We start from the raw sequence: 19,854 nt of genomic DNA on the forward strand, positions 1-19,854 counted from the left end.
GTCGCCGGCTCAGAGCGCCGCCACCGCGTCCCGGTACGCCGCGAACGGCCGCGCCCGCCCCGCGGGGTGCACGAGCGACCACCGCACCGTCCCCGCCGCGTCGAGCAGGAACGAGCCGCGCCGCGCGTACCCGTCGACCTCGTCGAAGACGCCGTACGCCCGCGCCGCCGCGCCGTGCGGCCAGAAGTCGGACAGCAGACCGAAGGCGTACCCGTCCTGGTCGGCCCAGGCCCGCAGCGCGGGCGCCGGGTCGCAGGACACGGCGAGCACGCGCACGCCCCCGAGCTCCGGCAGGCCGGCCTGCAGCTCGGTCAGCTCGGCCGTGCAGGTGCGCGAGAACGCGAACGGCACGAACACCAGCAGCGTGGGTCCGTCGCCCGGCCCGCCGACGACCACCGGCGCGCCGTGCGCGTCGGGCAGCGTGCGGACGGGCGCGACCGCGCCGACGCCGAGCGCGCCGGATGCGTCGGGCACGGCGGCGTCGGCGGTCACGCCCGCACGACCCGGTGGGTCAGCGGCCGCGGCCGCGGCTGCCGAGGCGCGTCGCGGACCAGTCGCCGGCGATCGAGAACGTGCTCGTCGCGTGCAGACCGGCCGTCGTCGCGGCCTCCTCGATGTCGTCGTGCCCGACGTGCCCGCCACGGCCGGGCTTGGGGGTGAGGACCCACATCTGCCCGCCGTCGTCGAGGACCGTCATCGCGTCCATGAGGTAGTCGGCGAGATCGCCGTCGTCCTCGCGGAACCAGATGACGACGCCGTCCACGACGTCGTCGTAGTCCTCGTCCACGAGCTCGGCGCCGGTGATCCCCGCCAGGTCGGAGCGCAGGTCCTCGTCGACGTCGTCGTCGTAGCCGAACTCCTGGACCACCTGCCCCGAGGTGAACCCGAGACGGCCCGCCCCCTGGGGAGCGTCGCCGGTGCTGGATGCCACGTCCTGACCTGTTCCTTCCGTCCGAGCCGCCGTCGGTGCGACCGCGACCTCATCGATGATCTCCGAACGGTAGCCCACCGCACCGGCTCCGTGCGTGGCAAGCGGCGCGCCGCGCGCGTGCCGCCTCCTGCCGGGGACGGGACCGGGCCGCACGGGGAGCGGGACGTGCGCCGCCGGGACCCGCCCGGCGGTTCCGGGCCGTGCACACCTGGCGGACGCGGCGCCCAGCATGCGAGCATCGCGGCGGCCGCGAAACGGCGGCTGACGTGCTGCGACGTGATGCGGGCCACCCCCCGGGCGCCGACTGTCACGGACGTCACGCATCCCAGGTGCCGGACTGGGAGACTTTCACCGTCCGGACGGCGGACAATGGTCCCACTACCCGCTTGGCGGCGAGGCGCACCGAACGTGGCGCGCACGCCGGGCGGGCCGAGATGCGCACCGGGGCCGACCGGCCCCCACGCGTGGAGAGGCGAGGAGCACTGGTGGCTTCGAAGGACGAGCGCGGACCGCTCATCAACGGCCTGCTGAGCCAGGTCCCGGACGTCGACCCGGAGGAGACCTCCGAGTGGGTCGAGTCCATCGACGGGCTCATCGACGACAAGGGCGGCCCCCGGGCGCGCTACGTGCTGCTGAACATGCTCAAGCGGGCACGCGAGCGCAACGTCGCCGTGCCGGCCGAGCTGAACACGCCGTACGTGAACACGATCGGCGTGCACGACGAGCCCTACTTCCCCGGCGACGAGGTGCTGGAGCGCCGGTACCGCTCGTGGAACCGGTGGAACGCCGCGGTCATGGTGACCCGCGCACAGCGCCCCGGCGTCGCGGTCGGCGGGCACATCTCCTCCTACGCGTCCGTCGCGACGCTCTACGAGGTGGGCCTCAACCACTTCTTCCGCGGCAAGGACCACCCCGGCGGCGGCGACCAGGTCTACTTCCAGGGCCACGCCTCCCCCGGCGTGTACGCCCGCGCCTACCTCGAGGGCCGCCTGGACGAGCACCAGCTCGACGGGTTCCGCCAGGAGGTGTCGCATGAGGGCGGCGGCCTGCCGTCCTACCCGCACCCGCGGCTCATGCAGGACTTCTGGGAGTTCCCGACGGTGTCGATGGGCCTCGGCCCGGCCTCGGCGATCTACCAGGCGTGGACCAACAAGTACCTGCACCTGCGCGGCATCAAGGACACCAGCCAGCAGGACGTCTGGGCGTTCCTCGGCGACGGCGAGATGGACGAGCCCGAGTCGCGCGGCATGCTCCAGCACGCCGCCCAGCAGGGCCTGGACAACCTGACCTTCGTGGTGAACTGCAACCTGCAGCGCCTCGACGGCCCGGTCCGCGGCAACGGCAAGATCATCCAGGAGCTCGAGGCGCAGTTCCGCGGCGCCGGCTGGAACGTCATCAAGGTCGTGTGGGGCCGCGAGTGGGACGCCCTGCTCAACGCCGACAAGGACCGCGCGCTGGTGCACCTGATGAACCAGACGCCCGACGGCGACTACCAGACCTACCGGGCCGAGAACGGCGCGTTCATCCGCGAGAACTTCTTCGGGCGCGACCCGCGCACCAAGCAGCTCGTCGAGAAGATGACCGACGACGAGATCTGGGCGCTCAAGCGCGGCGGCCACGACTACCGGAAGATCTACGCCGCCTACAAGGCCGCGCGCGAGCACACCGGGCAGCCGACCGTCATCCTGGCGCACACCGTCAAGGGCTACGGCCTGGGCTCCGGCTTCGCCGGCCGCAACTCGACGCACCAGATGAAGAAGCTCAAGGGCGCCGAGCTCAAGGCCCTGCGCGACTCGCTGAGCATCCCGGTGACGGACGAGCAGATCGACGCCGACCCGTACCTGCCGCCGTACTACCACCCCGGCCAGGACGACCCGGCGATCCAGTACCTGCAGGAGCGTCGTCGCCAGCTCGGCGGCTACGTCCCCGAGCGCCGCGTGGCCCACAAGCCGCTCGCACTGCCGGAGGACAAGGCGTACGAGCTGCTGAAGAAGGGCTCGGGCACGCAGGAGGTCGCCACCACCATGGCGCTCGTCCGGCTGTTCAAGGACCTGGTGAAGGACAAGGAGTTCGGCAAGCGGCTCGTCCCGATCATCCCGGACGAGGCCCGCACGTTCGGCCTGGACTCGATCTTCCCGAGCGCGAAGATCTTCAACACCAACGGCCAGAACTACCTCGCCGTGGACCGCGACCTCATGCTCTCCTACAAGGAGTCCGAGTCCGGCCAGATCATGCACACCGGCATCAACGAGGCCGGTTCCGCCGCCGCGTTCCAGTCGGTGGGCACCTCGTACGCCACGCACGGCGAGCCGCTGATCCCGTTCTACTTCTACTACTCGATGTTCGGGTTCCAGCGGACCGGCGACCAGTTCTGGGCGGCCGGCGACCAGATGACCCGCGGGTTCCTCATCGGCGCCACCGCGGGCCGGACCACGCTGACCGGCGAGGGCCTGCAGCACGCCGACGGCCACTCCCCGCTGCTCGCGGGCACCATGCCGCACGTCGTGCACTACGACCCGGCGTACGGCTACGAGATCCGGCACATCGTCAAGGACGGCATCCAGCGGATGTACGGGGACGACGGCCGCGACCCCGACGTCATGTACTACCTGACGGTCTACAACGAGCCGATGGTCCAGCCGGCCGAGCCGGAGGACGTCGACGTCGAGGGCATCCTCAAGGGCATCCACCGCATCGCACCGGCCGAGGGCGACGGGCCGCAGGCCCAGATCCTCGCCTCCGGCGTGGCCGTGCCGTGGGCGCTCGAGGCCCGGCAGCTGCTGGCCGACGACTGGGGCGTCCGCGCCGCCGTCTGGTCGGTCACGTCCTGGAACGAGCTGCGTCGCGAGGCCCTGGCCGCCGACCAGCACGCGTTCCTCCACCCGGGCGAGGAGGCGCGCACGCCGTACCTCACCGCCAAGCTCCAGGGCGCCGAGGGCCCGTTCGTCGCCACCACCGACTACGACCACCTCGTGGCCGACCAGGTGCGCGAGTGGATCCCGGGCCGGTACGCCACGCTCGGCGCCGACGGGTTCGGGTTCTCCGACACCCGCGCCGCCGCCCGCCGGCACTTCAAGATCGACGGCCCGTCGGTCGTGGTCCGCGTCCTGCAGCAGCTCGCCCGCGAGGGCAAGGTCGCGCCGGAGGCCCCGGCGCAGGCCATCGAGCAGTACCGCCTGCACGACGTCAACGCCGGCACCTCCGGCAACACGGGCGGCGACTCCTGACCCGCTGACCCGAGCCCGACGACGAGGGGCCCCGCGCCGACCGGTGCGGGGCCCCTCGCCGTCCCGCCCGCCCGCGGCACGGCGCCGGCCGACCGCCGACCGCCCTGGCCGTCCGCACCGACCGCGCGGCCGGGTCCGCATCGCCCACGCTTTCTCGCACTGCCCACGGCGATTCCGGGGGGCGGAGCGAAAATCCGTGGGCGATGCGGGCGATGCGGGCGACGCGGGCGACGTGGTGGGCGACGTGGGCACGCGCGCAGCGCGGCGCCGGGGACGGCGAAGGCCCCGGCGCCCGGGCGGGCGGCGGGGCCTTCGGCCAGGGGTGAGGTGGGGTCAGGCGCCGGCGTGGCGCTCGGCCTGCTCGACCAGACGGGTCAGCTCGCGGCGCATCTGCGCGATCTCGTCCTGCCGCGGGTACAGGTCGAGGCTCGCGAGGTGCTGCTTGGCGTCCATCGGCCGCTCGGCCTCGACGGCGGCGAGCACCAGCTCGCGCCCGACCTCGGGGTCGTGGTCGCGCGGGTGCCAGTGCCCGGTGCCGAGCCCGAGCGCCTCGACAGGCAGCCCCGCCTCGCGCAGCAGCCGCAGCCCGGCGACGAGCGCGCGGCCGGAGGGGTCGCGCTCGGCGGCGGTGGTGAGCCGGCGGACGGTGCCCTCCATGTCGTCGCGCACGGACAGCCGTGCGACCTCGACCAGCGGGTACCAGGCGCGCGGGTTGCCGGCGAGCTCCTCGCCGAGCGACCACACCGCGAGGTCGGCGGCGCGCTGCCGCTCCGCGTCGTCGGCGTCCGCGGTCAGCGGGTCGTCGTCGGAACCGGTGGCGGCGTGCCGGCGGACGATCTCGGCGAGCGCCGCGAAGGCGCGCTCGTCGTTGGGGTCGTCGCCGAGCTTCGAGCGGAGGGCGTCCTCCTGGGGGACGTCACCGTGCCGTGGGGTCGCCCCGGTGGGACGACGCGCCCCGACACGGGACGCAGGCACGGGCCTGCCCAGGAGGCGGCGCAGTCGGGGCAGCAGAGCCATGACGCGACACTATCCGGTGTCCCCGACCTGCACTCCTCGAACGGCCCACCAGGAGCCGGATCGGACCCGGGACCTTTGTCGGTTCCCCACAACGGGGTCCTATGCTCGCCCCATGCCTCAGCCCCGCCGGACGCCTGCCGCCACGGCATCCGCCGCTCCCGCAGCGCCCGCGGCACCGGCAGCGCCGGTCGCCACCACCCCCGCCACGGCCGCCCCGACGGGCCCGTCGACCCCGGCGAGCCCGGCACGCCCGGCACGCCCGGCACGCACCGTGACGACCGAGCCCGCCTCGGACGGCCTGTCCCCCGCGCGCACCCGCACCGGGCGCGGGGGCCGGATGGCGACCGCCCCCGACACCAGCAACGGCGAGACCCTCCGCCGGGTCCGCGAGGGCAGCGGCGTGCTGGCGGCCGCGGCCATGCGCCGCCTGGACGAGGACCTGGACTGGTACCGGGCGCTGCCCGCGGACGACCGGTCCTGGGTCGGGCTGGTCGCCCAGGCGGGCATCACCGCGTTCGTCACGTGGTTCGCGGACCCGTCCCGGCAGCCGCACGGCGTCGGCGAGATCTTCGCGACGGCCCCGCCGGAGCTGACCCGGTCGATCTCGCTGCAGCACACCCTGCAGCTGGTGCGGGTGGTCGTCGACGTGGTGGAGGCGCACAGCGACCGGCTCGCGGCGCCCGGCGGCGAACGGGACCTGCTGGAGGCGGTGCTCCGCTACTCCCGCGAGGTCGCGTTCTCCGCCGCCGAGGTCTACGCCCGGGCCGCCGAGGTCCGCGGCGCCTGGGACGCGCGGCTCGAGGCGCTGGTGGTCGACGCCCTGCTGCGCGGCGACGTCGACGACTCCCTGCGGTCCCGGGTCGCGGCGCTGGGCTGGAGCGGACGCGGCAGCACGCTGGTCGTGGTCGGCACCACGGCGTCCCCGCTCGACGACGTCCGCACCTCCGACCTGCGCCGCGCCACCCGCCGCGCCGCCGACGACGCGCTCGTCGGCATCCAGGGCGACCGGCTGGTGGTGTTCCTCGGCGGGACCGGCGACCTGCGCGAGGCGGCCGCGTCGCTGCTGCCCCGGTTCGGCCCCGGGCCCGTGGTGCTCGGCCCGACAGGCGAGGACCTGGCCGACGCCGCCCGGTCCGCCCGCGCGGCGCTCGCCGGGCTGGTCGCCGTGACCGCGTGGCCCGACGCGCCGCGGCCGGTGCTCGCCGACGACCTGCTGCCCGAGCGGGTGCTGGTCGGCGACGCGAGCGCGCGCGCCGTGCTGGTCGAGCAGGCGTACGTCCCGCTGCTGGCCAGCACCGGCAGCCTGCTGGAGACGCTGACCGCCTACCTCGCGGCGGGCCGGTCGCTCGAGGCCGCCGCCCGCACCCTCTACGTCCACCCCAACACGGTGCGGTACCGCCTGCGCCGCGTCGCCGAGGTCACCGGCTGGGACCCGCTCGACCCCCGCGAGGCCTACGTCCTGCAGCAGGCGCTGGCCGTCGGCCGCCTCGACCACCCGGCCTGACCGGCCCGCGGGCCCCGACGGCGTTGTGGAAGCCCGACAAGTCGGGCATCGGAGGTTGGTGCGCGTCGCGACCGGGCGCGGCCCGCGGGACGGGCAGACTGGTCGGGTGCTCGCGATCGTCTGCCCGGGACAGGGCGCCCAGACCCCCGGCATGCTCAGCCCCTGGCTCGAGCTGCCCGGCACCGCCGACCGCCTGGCGGCCTTCTCGGAGGCCGCGGGCACCGACCTGACGGCCCACGGGACGACCTCCGACGCGGACACCATCCGCGACACGGCCGTGGCCCAGCCGCTGATCGTGTCGACCTCGCTGCTGGCGCTGCGTGCGCTGGAGGACGAGGGCGGCCCGGTCGCCGTCGGCGCCACCGCCGGGCACTCGGTCGGCGAGTTCGCCGCCGCGGCCGTCGCCGGGGTCCTCGAGGACGCCTCGGCGGTCCGGCTGGTCGGCCACCGCGCGCGGTTCATGGCGGAGGCCGCCGCCGCGGAGCAGACCGGCATGGCCGCCGTGCTCGGCGGCGACCCGGACGAGGTCGCCGCGGCCGTCGAGGCCGCCGGCCTGTGGCCCGCCAACGTCAACGGCGGCGGCCAGACCGTCGTGGCGGGGTCGGTGGACGGGCTGGCGCTCTTCGCCGCGAACCCGCCGGCCCGCGCCCGGGTCGTGCCGCTGCAGGTGGCCGGCGCGTTCCACACCCCCTACATGCAGAGCGCGCTCGAGGCGTTCGGCGCCGTCGCCGCGGGCTGGCCCGCCGCCGCGCCGCGCACGGTCCTGCTGACCAACGCCGACGGGTCGGCCTACGCCGACGGCGCGACGGGTGCCGACGTCGTCGGCCGCCTCGTGCAGCAGATCGCCGCGCCGGTGCGCTGGGACCTGTGCCAGGGCACGCTCGCGGAGCTGGGCGTGACCGGCCTGCTCGAGCTCGCCCCCGGTGGTGTGCTCAAGGGGCTGGCCCGGCGTAGCCTGCCGGGGGTGGAGACGGTCGCGATCACCTCGCCGGCCGACCTGCCCGCCGCCCGGGACCTGGTCGCGCGCCACGCGCAGGGCACGTCCGGCACCGCACCGACCGACGACTCCCAGGAGACCGCCCTGTGACCCGACCCACCCTGAACCAGGCCACCGGCCCCGCCCACACGCGGATCCTCGGCCTGGGCGCCGCGCGCGGCGAGAACGTCGTCCCGAACGACGACCTGGTCGGTCCCATCGACTCCTCCGACGAGTGGATCCGCCAGCGCACCGGCATCGTCACCCGCACCCGCGCGGGCGCGGACACCGACGTGCTGGACCTCGCCGAGCGGGCGGGCCGCGAGGCCATCGCGAACGCGGGCCTGCAGGGCTCGGACATCGACGCGGTCATCCTGGCGACGGTCACGTACTTCCACCAGACGCCGTCCGGCGCCGCGGTGCTGGCCGACCGGCTCGGCGCCACCCCGGCGGCCGCGTTCGACGTCTCCGCCGCCTGCGCGGGCTACTGCTACGGCGTGGCCCAGGCGGACGCGCTGGTGCGGGCCGGCGCGGCGCGCAACGTGCTGGTGATCGGCGCCGAGAAGATGAGCGACTTCATCGACCCGACGGACCGCAGCATCTCGTTCCTGCTCGGCGACGGTGCCGGCGCGGTCGTGATCGGCCCGTCCGACACGCCGGGCATCGGCCCGACCGTGTGGGGCTCGGACGGCAGCCAGGCGCAGGCCATCCGCCAGACGCACTCGTGGATCGACGTCCGCGACAACGGCGCCGGCTGGCCGACGCTGCGCCAGGAGGGCCCGAGCGTCTTCAAGTGGGCGGTGTGGCAGATGGCCCCCGTCGCGCAGAAGGCGCTCGACGCCGCGGGCGTGACCGCGGACCAGATCGACGCGTTCATCCCGCACCAGGCCAACATGCGCATCATCGACCAGATGATCAAGACGCTGAAGCTGCCGGAGACGGTCGCGGTCGGCCGCGACATCGCCGACACCGGCAACACCTCGGCGGCCTCGATCCCGCTCGCCACCGAGCGCCTGCTCCGCGAGGGCCAGGTGTCCAGCGGGGCGCTCGCCCTGCAGATCGGCTTCGGCGCGGGCCTCGTCTACGCCGCCCAGGTCGTCGTGCTGCCCTGACCGGGCCGCGACCCGCAGTACCGTTCACCGACCGGAAGACGTCGCCGGGCCCCACGGACCCGGCGCAGCACACACACCAAGGAGACACGATGGCGCACAGCGAGCAGGAGATCCTGGCCGGCCTGGCCGAGATCGTCAGCGAGGAGACCGGCCTGCCGACCGACTCGGTCCTGCCCGAGAAGTCGTTCACGGACGACCTCGACATCGACTCCCTGTCGATGATGACGATCGTGACCCTGGCCGAGGAGAAGTTCGAGGTCCGCATCCCGGACGACGAGGTCAAGAACCTCGCGACCGTCGGCGACGCGGTGTCGTTCATCTCGAACGCCCAGGCCTGAGACACCACCGACCGGGGTCCGCGCCGCCACGCCGGCACCTGGTGCCGGCGTCGACGGGAGCCGTCCAGGCGCCCGCGGCGCGGACCCCGGTCGCGTCCCGGCACCCGGGACCCCCTTGAACCCCGCGACACCCGACACCACCAGGAGCCCTCGATGAGCACACGAGTCGTCGTCACCGGACTCGGCGCCACGACCCCCCTCGGCGGGGACGTGCCCACCACCTGGCAGGCCGCCCTGGCCGGGACGTCGGGTGCGCGCACCCTCGACAACGACTGGTCGGAGAAGTACGGCCTGCCGGTCGACTTCGCGGCCACCCTCGCGGTCCGCCCGGAGGAGGTCCTCCCCCGGCCCGAGATGAAGAAGATGGACCCGTCCGCGCAGTACGCGATCATCGCGTCGCGCGAGGCGTGGGCCGACGCCGGCTCGCCCGAGGTCGACCAGGACCGGCTCGGCGTCGTCGTGTCCTCCGGCATCGGCGGCATCTGGACCACGCTGGACGCGTGGGACACGCTGCGCGAGAAGGGCGCCCGCCGCGTCCTGCCGATGACCGTCCCCATGCTCATGCCGAACTCGCCGTCCGCGTACGTCGAGCTGGAGTTCGGCGCCCGTGCCGGGGCGCACGCCCTGGTGTCCGCGTGCGCGTCCGGCGCCGAGGCGATCGGCTACGCCGTCGACATGATCCGCAGCGGCCGCGCCGACGTCGTGATCGCCGGCGGCACCGAGGCCACGATCCACCCGATGCCGATGGCGGCCTTCGCGGCCTCGCGCACCCTGTCGACCCGCACGGACGACCCGGCCCGCGCGTCCCGCCCGTACGACACGGCGCGCGACGGCTTCGTGATCGGCGAGGGCTCCGGCATCGTCGTCCTGGAGTCCGAGGCGCACGCCGCCGCCCGCGGCGCCCGCGTCTACGCCGAGATCGCCGGCGTGGGCCTGTCCTCGGACGGCTACCACATCACCTCCCCCGAGCCCACGGGCCGCGGGCAGATCGCGGCGATGCGGATGGCCATGAAGGACGCCGGCATCGGCACCGCGGACGTCAAGCACGTCAACGCGCACGCCACCTCCACCGTGGTCGGCGACCTCATCGAGGCCCGCGGCGTCCGCGAGACCCTGGGCTCCGACGCCGACGGCGTGGTGCTGTCCGCGACCAAGTCGATGACCGGTCACCTGCTCGGCGGCGCCGGCGCGCTCGAGACCGTGTTCTCGGTGCTGGCGGTGCACGACCGGCAGGCGCCCCCGACGATCAACGTCGAGGACCCGGACCCCGAGCTGGTGCTGGACCTGGTCCGCGACAAGCCGCGCGCGCTGCCCGAGGGCGACCTCGCGGTGGTCAACAACTCGTTCGGCTTCGGCGGGCACAACGTGGCCCTGGTGGTCACGAACGCCTGAGCCCGCGCCGCGCGCGACGACGCCCGGTCCGCCCCTCGCCGGCGGGCCGGGCGTCGTGCGTCAGAGCCGGTGCGCCAGCGCGCCGACCGCCTCGCGGGCCAGCACCGCGTCCCGCCGCGCCAGCGCGCGCAGCCCCGCCCCGACCTCGGCGCCCAGGTCGAACGACGGCGCGACCAGCCACTCGGTCTGGAGCCCGTCCCAGAGGGCCATCAGCTGCCGCGCGAACCGCTCCGGGTCGACGTCCGGGTGCGCCCAGCCGCGCTCCTGCAGGTCGCGGAGGAACCGCGCGTACTGCTCCACGATCCCGGCCCGGCGCCGGAGCGCCCAGGCGTGCGCGGGGTGGTCGGGGTCGGTGGCCTCGGCGCTCATGCTGACGAACAGCCGGAGCACCCGCGGGTCGGACAGCTCGGCGTTCACGACCGCGGCCAAGGCCACCGCCGGGTCCTCGTCCCGAGGAGCCGGGTCGGCCCGGCGCTCGACCCGGCGCGCCTCCTGGCGCGCGTCCGCGTGCTCCAGCGCCGCGACCAGCAGGTGGTCCCGCGAGGGGAAGTGGTAGAGGACCTGCGACTCGGTGAGCCCGGCGCGCCGCGCCACCTCGGCGAGCGTGAGGTTCCGGTGCCCGGCCTCGACCACCAGCTCGTAGCCGTGCCGGCCGACGGCCTCGATGCGGCCCCGGGTCTTGGCGTAGGGACCACGCCGGGGCTGCGCGCTCGTCGACATGGCACCGAGGGTACCGGCGGCCCCGCGCCGCCCGAAACCGGATCTCCGTCGGTTTCCACCGGCCCCGAGACGGGCCAGCGTGACGACAGGTTGTGCGCCCAGGCGTGCAGAACGTCCATCTGCGCCCGAAATGAGAGTGTGCTGGTGTTTGACTCGCGCCGCACCAGCTGACCGGGGTCGCGTCGCGGACGACGCCGACCTCGACGCACGAGATGAGGCCAACGATGCCCAGGAAGCAACCACGACGGCTGTCGACGCCCGTGGCGGTCGGCGCGTACGCGCTGTGCGCCGCGCTCGCCGGCGGGCTCGTCGTCGGGAACGTCTACGCGACCAAGTACGCCGACCTGGTGTCGGTGTACCTCGACCAGCCGACCCAGAAGGTGGTCACGGCCGAGGGCGAGGACGCGGAGTACTTCACCAGCGACTTCACGTCCGACGAGGAGCGCCAGGCGTACCTGGCCGACGTCGGCACCCGCATCTCCGAGGAGGGCATCACCCTGCTCGAGAACGACGGCGCGCTGCCGCTCGCCGACGGCGCGCGGATCAGCGTGTTCGGCCAGAGCGCCGTCGACCCCGTCTACGGCGGCACCGGCGCCGGCTCGCTGGACACCTCGCAGGCGGTCACGCTGGAGGACTCGCTCACGGACGCGGGCTTCGAGCTCAACCGGACGCTGTGGGACTTCTACGCGTCGGGCGCCGGCTCCGAGTACCGCCGAACGGTCCCCGACGTGTACGGCGAGGGTGCGTTCGCGGTGAACGAGGTGCCGCAGAGCGCCTACACCGATGAGGTCCGCGCCTCCTACGCCGACTACGCGGACGCCGCCGTCGTCGTGCTCGGCAGGTCCGGCGGCGAGAGCAAGGACCTGATCGCGACCGGCGACCCGGCGGCCGGGACGTACCTGCAGCTGACGCCCGACGAGCGGGACCTGCTGACCGCCGCCACCGCCGGGTTCGACACCGTCGTGGTGCTGCTCAACACGCAGAACCCGGTGGAGCTCGGGTTCCTCGAGGAGTACGACGTCAGCGCCGCGCTCTGGGTCGGGGCGTACGGGCAGACGGGCGCCGCAGCCGTCGGCCGGGTGCTGGACGGCGAGGTCAACCCGTCCGGCGCGCTCGTCGACACCTACGCCTACGACTCCCTGAGCGCCCCGAGCACGGCGAACCTCGGCTCGTACGAGATCGCGAACTCGGAGGTCGACCGGGGCGACCGGTACATGGTCTACGCCGAGGGCGTCTACGTCGGGTACCGGTACTACGAGACCCGGTACGAGGACGTGGTGCTCGGCACCGGGAACGCGGGCGACTTCGACTACGCCACGGCGGTGCAGTACCCGTTCGGCCACGGCGAGTCGTACACGACGTTCGACTGGTCCGACTACACGGTGACGGAGGGCGACGACGCGTTCGAGGTCGCCGTCACCGTCACCAACTCCGGCGACGTGGCGGGCAAGGACGTCGTGCAGGTCTACCTGCAGCAGCCGTACTCCGACGAGGACCGGGCGAACGGCGTCGAGGAGCCCGCCGTCGAGCTGGCGGGCTACGCCAAGACCGGCACCCTGGAGCCCGGCGCGAGCGAGACCGTGACCGTCGAGGTGCCGCGCGAGCTGATGCGGTCCTACGACGCCGACGGCACGGGGACCTACGTGGTCGGCGCGGGCGACTACTACCTCGCCGCGGGCACCGACGCGCACGTCGCGCTCAACAACATTCTCGCGGCCAAGGGCTTCACCACCGCCGACGGCATGACCGACGACGGCGACCCGGCCTTCGTGCACGACGTGGCGGTCGCCGAGACCGACGCGACCACCTACGCCGTCTCCGCCGAGACGGGCACCGAGGTGACCAACCAGTTCGCGCACGCCGACCTGCGCACCTACGACGAGGACTTCACCTACCTGAGCCGGTCCGACTGGACGGGCACCTGGCCGACGACCTACGCCGACGGCTCCTGGACGGCCCCGGAGCAGCTGCTGGCCGACCTGGAGATCCCGGACGTCGAGGACCCCGACGCCGAGCAGCCCGAGGTGGGCGCCGTCGACGACGCCTACGGCGAGCTGAACGCCGCGATGCTGGTCGGCGAGGAGCACGACGCGCCCGCCTGGGACGCGCTGGTCGGCCAGATGACCGAGTCCGAGCTCGACGAGCTGGTGCGCGTGGGCGGCTACGCCACCAAGCGCGTCGACTCGGTCCAGCTCCCGGCCACCGTCGACAAGGACGGCCCGGCCGGCATCTCCGACACCCTGGTCGGCGGCCAGTCGGGCATGGGGTACCCGCCCGCCATCGTGCTGGCCTCGACCTTCAACACCGACCTGGCCGAGGAGTTCGGCGTGGCGATCGGCGAGGACTCCCTCGACCTCGGCGTCACCGGCTGGTACGGCCCCGCCCTCAACATCCACCGCTCGCCGTACAGCGGCCGCAACTTCGAGTACTTCTCCGAGGACGCGCGGCTGTCGGGCGTGATGAGCGCCGCGGTGGTCGAGGGCGCGCAGTCCAAGGGCGTCCTGGTGTTCATGAAGCACTTCGCGCTCAACGACCAGGAGACGGACCGCATCGGCCTGGTCACCTTCGCCGACGAGCAGGCGATCCGCCAGCTCTACCTCGCACCGTTCGAGGTCACCGTCCGCGACGGCGGCGCCCGGGGCGCGATGGCGGGCATGAACCGCATCGGCCCGGTGTGGTCCGGCGCGGACGCGGGGCTGATGACCGCGACCCTGCGCGACGAGTGGGGCTTCGCCGGCGTCGTCGTCACCGACCAGGCGTCCTTCGACGTGTTCGCCTACGAGGACCTGCGCGCCGGGCTGGCCGCGGGCACCGACCTGTGGCTCAACACGGACGCCGACCTCTGGCGGCTCTCGGACGACGAGATGACGCCGACCGTGCTGGCGCACATGCAGCGCGCGGCGCACAACATCGCCTACGCCGTGGTCGGCAGCAACGCGATGAACGGGCTCTCCGCGGGCTCCGAGCTGGTCTCGGTCACGCCGCCGTGGAAGTGGGCCCTGTACGCCGCAGACGTGGTGCTCGGGCTGGTCGCCGTGGGGGCGGTCGTCCTGGTCACCCGCAGGCTGGTCCGGGAGCGGCGGCAGCCCGCCGCCACCCCGGCAGCCTGAACCGGCGCCGGACCCGGGCCCGCCCAGCACCGGGCGGGACCGGGTCCGGCGTCCGCACGCTCAGTACCCGCTGAACGCGTCCGTCCGCACCCGCCGCACCCCGGCGCGCCGCAGCAGCGCCCGGGTCGTGTCGACCATCGCGGGCGGGCCCGAGACGTACGCGTCGCGGGACGCCGCGTCCGGGACCGCCTCCGCCAGCAGCCCCGGCGTGAGGCGGCGCTCCCCCAGGTGCACCCAGCCCGCGGGCAGCCCGTCCTGCTCCGCCGTCGACGACAGCACGAGCACCCGCGCGCCCGCGGCGGTCAGCGGCTCGGCGTACGCCAGCTCGGCGTGGTCGGTGACCGCGTACACCAGCACGACGTCCCGCCGCTCCCCCGCCGCGGCCAGCGCGGCGAGCTGGCTGGCGAAGGGCGTCACGCCGATGCCGCCCGCGACCAGCAGCAGCGGCCGCGCGGGGTCGGCCGGCAGCACGAAGTCGCCGCCGAGCCCGGTGGCCCGGACCCCGGCCCCCACCGGGAGCGCACCCAGCGCGCGCTTGAACGTGCTCGCCCGCTCCGGCACCGTCAGCGCCACGGTGAGCTCGTCCGCCGACGGCGCCGACGACACGCTGAACACCCGCCGCGTGCCCCGTGCGTCGGGGCGGGGGTGCGGCACGGTCAGCTCCACGTACTGGCCCGGCCGGAACCGCACGGGCCGGTCGGCCCGGAACCCGACCTCCACGGTGCGCGGCGTGAGCCGGCGCTGCCCGGTGACGGTCAGCCGGACCGCGCCGCGCTGACCGAAGCCGAACGCGAGCAGGTTGCCGACCAGCAGCGCGGCCTCGGGCGTGCTGAACAGCGGGCCGAGGTGGTACGGCACGGCGAGGACGGCAGCGACCACGACCGCCTCCAGCAGCTGCTGCCACCGGCGCGGCGGGAGGGTCAGCGGCTCGGTCAGCATGACGCCGCCCAGGAACAGGATCGGGTACGACACCAGCGCCGTGCTCACGGCGTCGAGCACCGGCTCCCCGCCCGACGCCAGCCGCACGGCGACGAACACCGTCGCCGCCGCCACGAACGTGCCCACCGGCGCGTACCGCCGGGTGCGGACGACGACCACGACGGTCAGCAGCAGCACGGGGACCAGCAACCAGCGGTCGGCCACCCACCAGGTCGTCGCATCCCAGCCGGTCAGGCCGATCACGAACGCGCCCGCGGCGGCCGGGTTGAGCACGTGCCGGCCGCGCCAGGCCAGCAGGTACTTCGACGCGTTCGCGAGCACCGCCGCCAGCGCCAGGGTGCCGAGGTAGCGCACCTCCAGCGTCGGCCAGAACAGGAACAGCAGGATCAGGCCCGTGATGACCGCCGACTCGGTGTGCGGCCGGGTCCGGGCCGCCAGGGCGGCCACCCAGGCGCCGGCGACCGACGCGCCCACCGCGACCAGCGCGCTCACGACGATCGCCCCGGGCTCGACGAACAGCACCCCGGCGAGCGACAGCACCAGGGCCACCAGCGCGAGCGCCGACAGCCCGAGCGTCAGCAGCCGGTACATCGTCACGCGGCCGAGCCGCTCATCGACCCGGCCGAGCACCGCGGACCCGCTCATGCGAAGACCTCCCCGTCGATGCCCAGCGACCAGCGGACGCCGCCGTCCGCCCGCAGCACCACGTACCGGATGCCGAACCGCGACGCGACCAGGTCGGGCTCGGCGAAGAACAATGCGGTCGCGGCGACGTCCGCCACGAGCGCGGACGGGCCGACGGCCCAGGTGGCCAGCACGTCCTGCGTCGGGACCCCGGTGCGCGCGTCGACCACGTGGTGCACCCCGGGCGCCCACGCCCGCCGGTTGGTCGCCGAGCCGCACAGCGCACCCTCCGCCAGCCGCAGCACCCCGAGCGCCCGGGTGGTGTCCCGCGGGTCCTCCAGCGCGACCGTCAGCGGGTCCGGCACCGCGGCCCGCAGGTCGCCGCCCGCGTCCACCACGTGCTCGGTGACCCCGTGCGCGGCCAGCACCCCGGCGACCAGGTCCACCAGGTAGCCCTTGCCGCCGGCGCCGACGTCGAGCAACGCCGGCTCGTCCAGCGTCAGGGAGCGGCCGTCGGGCGACCGCCGCGCGGCGGTGCGCCAGTCGGGGGCCGGGGTCGCCAGCAGGGTGCCGGCGGCGTCCCGGCGCGGGCGCAGCGAGTACGCGGCGTCGTAGCCGAGGCCCTCCAGCGACCGGCCGACCAGCGGCTGCACCGCGCCGTCCGTGCAGCGTGCCGCGACGTCGTAGGCGTCCAGCAGCGGCCCGGCGTCGTCGGGGAGCCGGTACGTGCCGGCCCCGCCCCGCGCGACCGCCGCCACCCAGGAGTCGCCCCGGAACCGGGACCAGTCGCGGTCGAACCGCGCGATCCGCTCGTCCACCGCCGCCCGGACCCCCGGGTCCAGCGGCGCCGGGGTGTCGATCGTCCAGCGCGTGCCGATGGCGTCGAAGCCGGTGCTAGACCTCGGCATCGGCGCGGATCTGGTCGAGCGCCGCGTTGAACCCGTCACCGGTCAGCGACGACCCGGACACCTTGTCCACCGACAGCCCGGAGAGCTCCGCGCCGACGACCTCGTCGGCGATGCCCGAGGCGAACTCGTCCTGGAACCGGGCCGCGTTGCCGCCGGTCGCCTCCGGGGTGACCGTCACGTCGGTCACCACGTCGTCCGCCACGGTGACCTCCACGGAGATCGACTCCTCGCCGCCCGGGGTCTCGTACGAGCCCTCGGCGGTGTACGTGCCGTCGGTGTAGGTGCCCGTGGTCGCGCCCGCGGTGCCGTCGGTGCCGGCGCCCGCGGTGGCCTCGGAGCCTCCGTCGGAGTCGGCGTCCGACTGGGAGCTCGCGGGGGCGTCGCCCTCGGTGGCGGCGTCCGCGTCGCCGCACGCGGCGACCGCCACGACCACGGACAGACCGGACAGGACGGTGAGGGTGCGGCGTCGGATCGATCGGGCCATGGTGCTGCCTCCCTGGTCCCGGACGTCCCCGGGCTCGTGCGGTGCTTGCGGCCGACATGTTGTCGTGACAACGACGCTAGGCACGCTTCCTGCGAAACGCCTGGGAACCGCGGATGCGCCGGCGGTGCGTCGGTGCCCGGCCGGACGCTGAGGGGTGCTGGCACCGCGGGCGGCCCCGCACCGGGGGGCCGGCCGCTGCGGGCACCGGGCGGTCGAGGGCCGAGCGGTGCGCCGGTCGCGCGGCGCCCCAGGTGGCTCGCGGCGTGCCCGTCGCGTCCCGGCCCTCGCGTCCTCCCGTCCTCACCCCGGCGAGGTCGTCACACGTCGGCGAGGTCGTCACTCGTACGTGACGACCTCGCGACGTCTGACGACCTCGAGCACCGGCCCACGCCCGCGACGAGGTCCGCAGCCGGGAGTTGCCGGCAATCCCCCGCCCCGGCGGCAGGGCTGCGAAGGCGGTCAGCCGACGCGGTGCAGCCAGCGGACCGGCGCGCCGGCTCCCGCGTAGCGGAACGGCTCCAGCTCGTCGTCCCAGGCCTGGCCGAGCGCGAGCGCGAGCTCGGCCCGCACGGTACCGGCGTCGCCGGCGTCCAGCGCGGCGCGGATGCGGTCCTCGGGCACCACGACGTTGCCGTGCACGTCGGTCTGCGCGTGGAAGATCCCGAGCTCGGGGGTGTGGCTCCACCGGGCGCCGTCGCTGCCGTGGCTGGCGTCCTCGGTCACCTCGTAGCGCAGGTGCGTCCAGCCGCGCAGGGCGGAGGCCAGGCGCGCGCCGGTGCCCTGGCTGCCCTGCCACGAGTGCTCGGCGCGCAGCATCCCGGGCGCGGCAGGCTGCTCCGTCCACTCCATGGACACGCGCGTGCCCAGCACGTTGCCCGCCGCCCACTCCAGGTGCGGAGCGAGCGCGCGCGGCGCGGAGTGCACGAAAAGGACACCGCGGGTGATAGCACCAGCCATGTCATCCCTCCCGGTTCGGCTCGAGGTTCGTCTTCCCCAACGGCCTCGTCCCGATTCCCGGGTGGTACGCACGGTGTCGCGGCGTGCAGGCACAGCATGCCTGATGAGGGCCGGTGCGCACCAGCGCTCCGGCCCTCCTCGGTGAATCTGCCCGGTTTGCCCGGACCCGGGACGACCCGGGCGGACGCGTCAGAGCGTCTCGCGGATGGCCCGCATCGCCTTCTTGCGCACCGAGCGGTCCAGCCGGTCGATGTACAGGTGCCCGTCCAGGTGGTCGACCTCGTGCTGCAGGCAGCGCGCCATCAGCTCGACGCCCTCGACGACGACCTCCTTGCCGTCGAGGTCGTGCCCGACCACCCGCGCGTACCAGGCGCGGCGCGTCGGGAACCACAGCTCGGGCACGGACAGGCAGCCCTCGTCGCCGTCCTGGTAGTCCTCGGACAGCTCGACGATCGTCGGGTTCAGCACGTAGCCGATCTCGTCGTCGATGTTCCAGGAGAACGCCCGCAGGCCGACGCCGATCTGGTTCGCGGCGAGCCCGGCGCGGCCGTCGTGGTCCACCGTCTCGAGGAGGTCCTCGACCAGCCCGCGGACCCGGGCGTCGATGGTGGTCACCGGCTCGCAGGGGGTGCGCAGCACCGGGTCGCCCACCACGCGGATCTCTCTCATCGCCATGGGGACGATTCTTCCATGACCCGGCTGCCGCCCGCGGACCGGCGCGTCGGCCGGTCCGCGGGCGACGACCGTCACACCCCGGAGCCGCCGACCAGCGCGTCCAGCTCGCCGTAGTCGATGCCGTCCGCCACCGCCGTGTACGTGCCGGCCGTCGCGAGCTCGACCGCGGCCCGGCGCACCACGGCGTAGGCCGCCTCGGCGACCGACGAGCCCAGGCTGACCCGCGCGACGCCCAGCCGCCCGAGCTCGGCGACGGGGGGCAGGCCCGGCCGGACCATGACGTTGAGCGGCACGGGCACCGCCGCCGCGAGGGCGGCCACGGTGCCGGGGTCCACCACGCCGGGGACGAACACGCCGTCCGCCCCGGCCGCCACGTACCGCCGCGCGCGGGCGACCGCCTCCGCGAGCAGCGCGTCCGGGTCGCCGGTCCCGGCCAGGAAGACGTCGGTGCGCGCGTTCACGAACAGCGCCACCCCCGCCCGGTCCGCCGTCTCGCGCGCGACGGCCACGCGCGCGGCCAGCCCCTCGGGACCGCACGCGCCGTCCTCCAGGTTGACCCCCACGGCGCCGGCGTCCAGGAGCCCCGCGACGGTGACCGCGACGTCCCCCGCGTCCGCGGCGAAGCCGCCCTCGGCGTCGACCGTCACGGGCACGTCCACCGCGTCGACGATGCGCCGGACACCGGCGAGCAGGGCGTCGCGGTCCAGGCGGTCGCCGTCCCGCGCGCCGAGCGCCCAGGCGAAGCCGGCGCTCGTGGTGGCGAGCGCGGGCGCACCCGCCGCCTCGACGACCCGGGCGCTCGCGACGTCCCAGACGTTGGCGAGGGCGAGCGGGGCGGCGGGGTCGTGCAGGGCGTGGAAGCGGAGCGCGCGCTCGGCGGTGGCTGCGCGCCGGGCGGGGTCGTGGGTCGTCATGCGCCCAGTCCAGCGCGCGCGCCGGT

At 74.9% G+C, this 19,854-nt stretch carries 17 protein-coding genes; 7 read left to right on the forward strand and 10 right to left on the reverse strand.

Annotated elements, in window-relative coordinates; genetic code table 11:
• Positions 1-9: 9 nt before the first annotated feature.
• Together AC1050_RS04290 and AC1050_RS04295 are read right to left on the reverse strand one after the other, a co-directional pair.
• The gene (locus tag AC1050_RS04290) at positions 10-492 is read right to left on the reverse strand and encodes a redoxin domain-containing protein (RefSeq protein WP_482386137.1); all 483 of its coding nucleotides are present in this window, start codon (positions 490-492) and stop codon (positions 10-12) included.
• Positions 493-511: 19 nt separating this feature from the next.
• Positions 512-931, reverse strand: coding sequence for a DUF3052 domain-containing protein (locus tag AC1050_RS04295; protein WP_482386138.1), 420 nt, complete (start codon positions 929-931; stop codon positions 512-514).
• Between the two features lie 485 nt (positions 932-1,416).
• Between AC1050_RS04295 and aceE the strand changes: the two genes are divergently transcribed.
• Complete coding sequence (gene aceE, locus AC1050_RS04300; RefSeq protein ID WP_482386139.1) at positions 1,417-4,158, forward strand: pyruvate dehydrogenase (acetyl-transferring), homodimeric type; 2,742 nt, start codon at positions 1,417-1,419, stop codon at positions 4,156-4,158.
• Positions 4,159-4,491: 333 nt separating this feature from the next.
• Here the strand turns inward: aceE and AC1050_RS04305 are convergent, their stop codons facing one another.
• Entirely contained in the window at positions 4,492-5,175 is a 684-nt protein-coding gene (locus tag AC1050_RS04305; protein WP_482386140.1) for a hypothetical protein, read from the reverse strand.
• A gap of 337 nt (positions 5,176-5,512) precedes the next feature.
• Between AC1050_RS04305 and AC1050_RS04310 the strand changes: the two genes are divergently transcribed.
• From AC1050_RS04310 to AC1050_RS04330, 5 genes are all read left to right on the forward strand, one after another.
• Positions 5,513-6,679: a PucR family transcriptional regulator gene (locus tag AC1050_RS04310; RefSeq protein ID WP_482387239.1), complete on the forward strand. Its 1,167-nt coding sequence runs from the start codon at positions 5,513-5,515 to the stop codon at positions 6,677-6,679.
• 106 nt (positions 6,680-6,785) lie between these two features.
• The gene (locus AC1050_RS04315) at positions 6,786-7,766 is read left to right on the forward strand and encodes an ACP S-malonyltransferase (RefSeq protein WP_482386141.1); all 981 of its coding nucleotides are present in this window, start codon (positions 6,786-6,788) and stop codon (positions 7,764-7,766) included.
• Entirely contained in the window at positions 7,763-8,767 is a 1,005-nt protein-coding gene (locus AC1050_RS04320) for a beta-ketoacyl-ACP synthase III (protein ID WP_482386142.1), read from the forward strand. Before AC1050_RS04315 ends, AC1050_RS04320 begins: the two co-directional genes overlap by 4 nt.
• 89 nt (positions 8,768-8,856) lie before the next feature.
• Entirely contained in the window at positions 8,857-9,105 is a 249-nt protein-coding gene (locus tag AC1050_RS04325; RefSeq protein ID WP_146838928.1) for an acyl carrier protein, read from the forward strand.
• A 153-nt stretch (positions 9,106-9,258) separates the two neighbouring features.
• Positions 9,259-10,497: a beta-ketoacyl-[acyl-carrier-protein] synthase family protein gene (locus AC1050_RS04330; protein ID WP_482386143.1), complete on the forward strand. Its 1,239-nt coding sequence runs from the start codon at positions 9,259-9,261 to the stop codon at positions 10,495-10,497.
• Positions 10,498-10,557: 60 nt separating this feature from the next.
• Here AC1050_RS04330 and AC1050_RS04335 read toward each other — a convergent pair whose 3' ends face one another.
• Positions 10,558-11,217 carry a TetR/AcrR family transcriptional regulator gene (locus AC1050_RS04335; protein WP_482386144.1) on the reverse strand — a complete coding sequence of 220 codons (660 nt, stop codon included), beginning with the start codon at positions 11,215-11,217 and terminating at the stop codon, positions 10,558-10,560.
• Positions 11,218-11,441: 224 nt separating this feature from the next.
• Between AC1050_RS04335 and AC1050_RS04340 the strand changes: the two genes are divergently transcribed.
• Positions 11,442-14,327: a glycoside hydrolase family 3 N-terminal domain-containing protein gene (locus tag AC1050_RS04340; protein ID WP_482386145.1), complete on the forward strand. Its 2,886-nt coding sequence runs from the start codon at positions 11,442-11,444 to the stop codon at positions 14,325-14,327.
• Between the two features lie 60 nt (positions 14,328-14,387).
• On the opposite strand, the gene AC1050_RS04345 is transcribed toward AC1050_RS04340, so the two are convergent.
• From AC1050_RS04345 to AC1050_RS04370, 6 genes are all read right to left on the reverse strand, one after another.
• A complete protein-coding gene (locus AC1050_RS04345) occupies positions 14,388-15,911 on the reverse strand; it encodes an FAD-dependent oxidoreductase (RefSeq protein ID WP_482386146.1) in 1,524 nt (507 codons plus the stop codon).
• Positions 15,908-16,798, reverse strand: a complete 891-nt coding sequence (locus AC1050_RS04350; protein ID WP_482386147.1) for an FAD:protein FMN transferase — start codon at positions 16,796-16,798, stop codon at positions 15,908-15,910. The genes AC1050_RS04345 and AC1050_RS04350 overlap by 4 nt, the downstream gene beginning before the upstream one ends.
• Complete coding sequence (locus AC1050_RS04355) at positions 16,785-17,282, reverse strand: hypothetical protein (RefSeq protein ID WP_482386148.1); 498 nt, start codon at positions 17,280-17,282, stop codon at positions 16,785-16,787. The genes AC1050_RS04350 and AC1050_RS04355 overlap by 14 nt, the downstream gene beginning before the upstream one ends.
• A gap of 459 nt (positions 17,283-17,741) precedes the next feature.
• Complete coding sequence (locus AC1050_RS04360) at positions 17,742-18,239, reverse strand: DUF3145 domain-containing protein (protein WP_482386149.1); 498 nt, start codon at positions 18,237-18,239, stop codon at positions 17,742-17,744.
• 189 nt (positions 18,240-18,428) lie between these two features.
• Positions 18,429-18,914 carry a peptide deformylase gene (gene def, locus AC1050_RS04365; protein ID WP_482386150.1) on the reverse strand — a complete coding sequence of 162 codons (486 nt, stop codon included), beginning with the start codon at positions 18,912-18,914 and terminating at the stop codon, positions 18,429-18,431.
• 71 nt (positions 18,915-18,985) lie between these two features.
• A complete protein-coding gene (locus tag AC1050_RS04370) occupies positions 18,986-19,828 on the reverse strand; it encodes an isocitrate lyase/PEP mutase family protein (protein ID WP_482386151.1) in 843 nt (280 codons plus the stop codon).
• Positions 19,829-19,854: the final 26 nt, after the last annotated feature.

This window comes from Cellulomonas sp. NEAU-ZC6, assembly GCF_056844425.1.

What these genes read in the sequence shown, in the direction of transcription:
- AC1050_RS04370 (WP_482386151.1), bottom strand. Translation starts at nt 19,828, where the DNA reads ATGACGACCCACGACCCCGCCCGGCGCGCAGCCACCGCCGAGCGCGCG.
- AC1050_RS04345 (WP_482386146.1), bottom strand. Translation starts at nt 15,911, where the DNA reads ATGAGCGGGTCCGCGGTGCTCGGCCGGGTCGATGAGCGGCTCGGCCGC.
- AC1050_RS04355 (WP_482386148.1), bottom strand. Translation starts at nt 17,282, where the DNA reads ATGGCCCGATCGATCCGACGCCGCACCCTCACCGTCCTGTCCGGTCTG.
- AC1050_RS04330 (WP_482386143.1), top strand. Translation starts at nt 9,259, where the DNA reads ATGAGCACACGAGTCGTCGTCACCGGACTCGGCGCCACGACCCCCCTC.
- AC1050_RS04360 (WP_482386149.1), bottom strand. Translation starts at nt 18,239, where the DNA reads ATGGCTGGTGCTATCACCCGCGGTGTCCTTTTCGTGCACTCCGCGCCG.
- AC1050_RS04310 (WP_482387239.1), top strand. Translation starts at nt 5,513, where the DNA reads ATGGCGACCGCCCCCGACACCAGCAACGGCGAGACCCTCCGCCGGGTC.
- def (WP_482386150.1), bottom strand. Translation starts at nt 18,914, where the DNA reads ATGGCGATGAGAGAGATCCGCGTGGTGGGCGACCCGGTGCTGCGCACC.
- AC1050_RS04305 (WP_482386140.1), bottom strand. Translation starts at nt 5,175, where the DNA reads ATGGCTCTGCTGCCCCGACTGCGCCGCCTCCTGGGCAGGCCCGTGCCT.
- AC1050_RS04325 (WP_146838928.1), top strand. Translation starts at nt 8,857, where the DNA reads ATGGCGCACAGCGAGCAGGAGATCCTGGCCGGCCTGGCCGAGATCGTC.
- AC1050_RS04340 (WP_482386145.1), top strand. Translation starts at nt 11,442, where the DNA reads ATGCCCAGGAAGCAACCACGACGGCTGTCGACGCCCGTGGCGGTCGGC.
- AC1050_RS04335 (WP_482386144.1), bottom strand. Translation starts at nt 11,217, where the DNA reads ATGTCGACGAGCGCGCAGCCCCGGCGTGGTCCCTACGCCAAGACCCGG.
- AC1050_RS04350 (WP_482386147.1), bottom strand. Translation starts at nt 16,798, where the DNA reads ATGCCGAGGTCTAGCACCGGCTTCGACGCCATCGGCACGCGCTGGACG.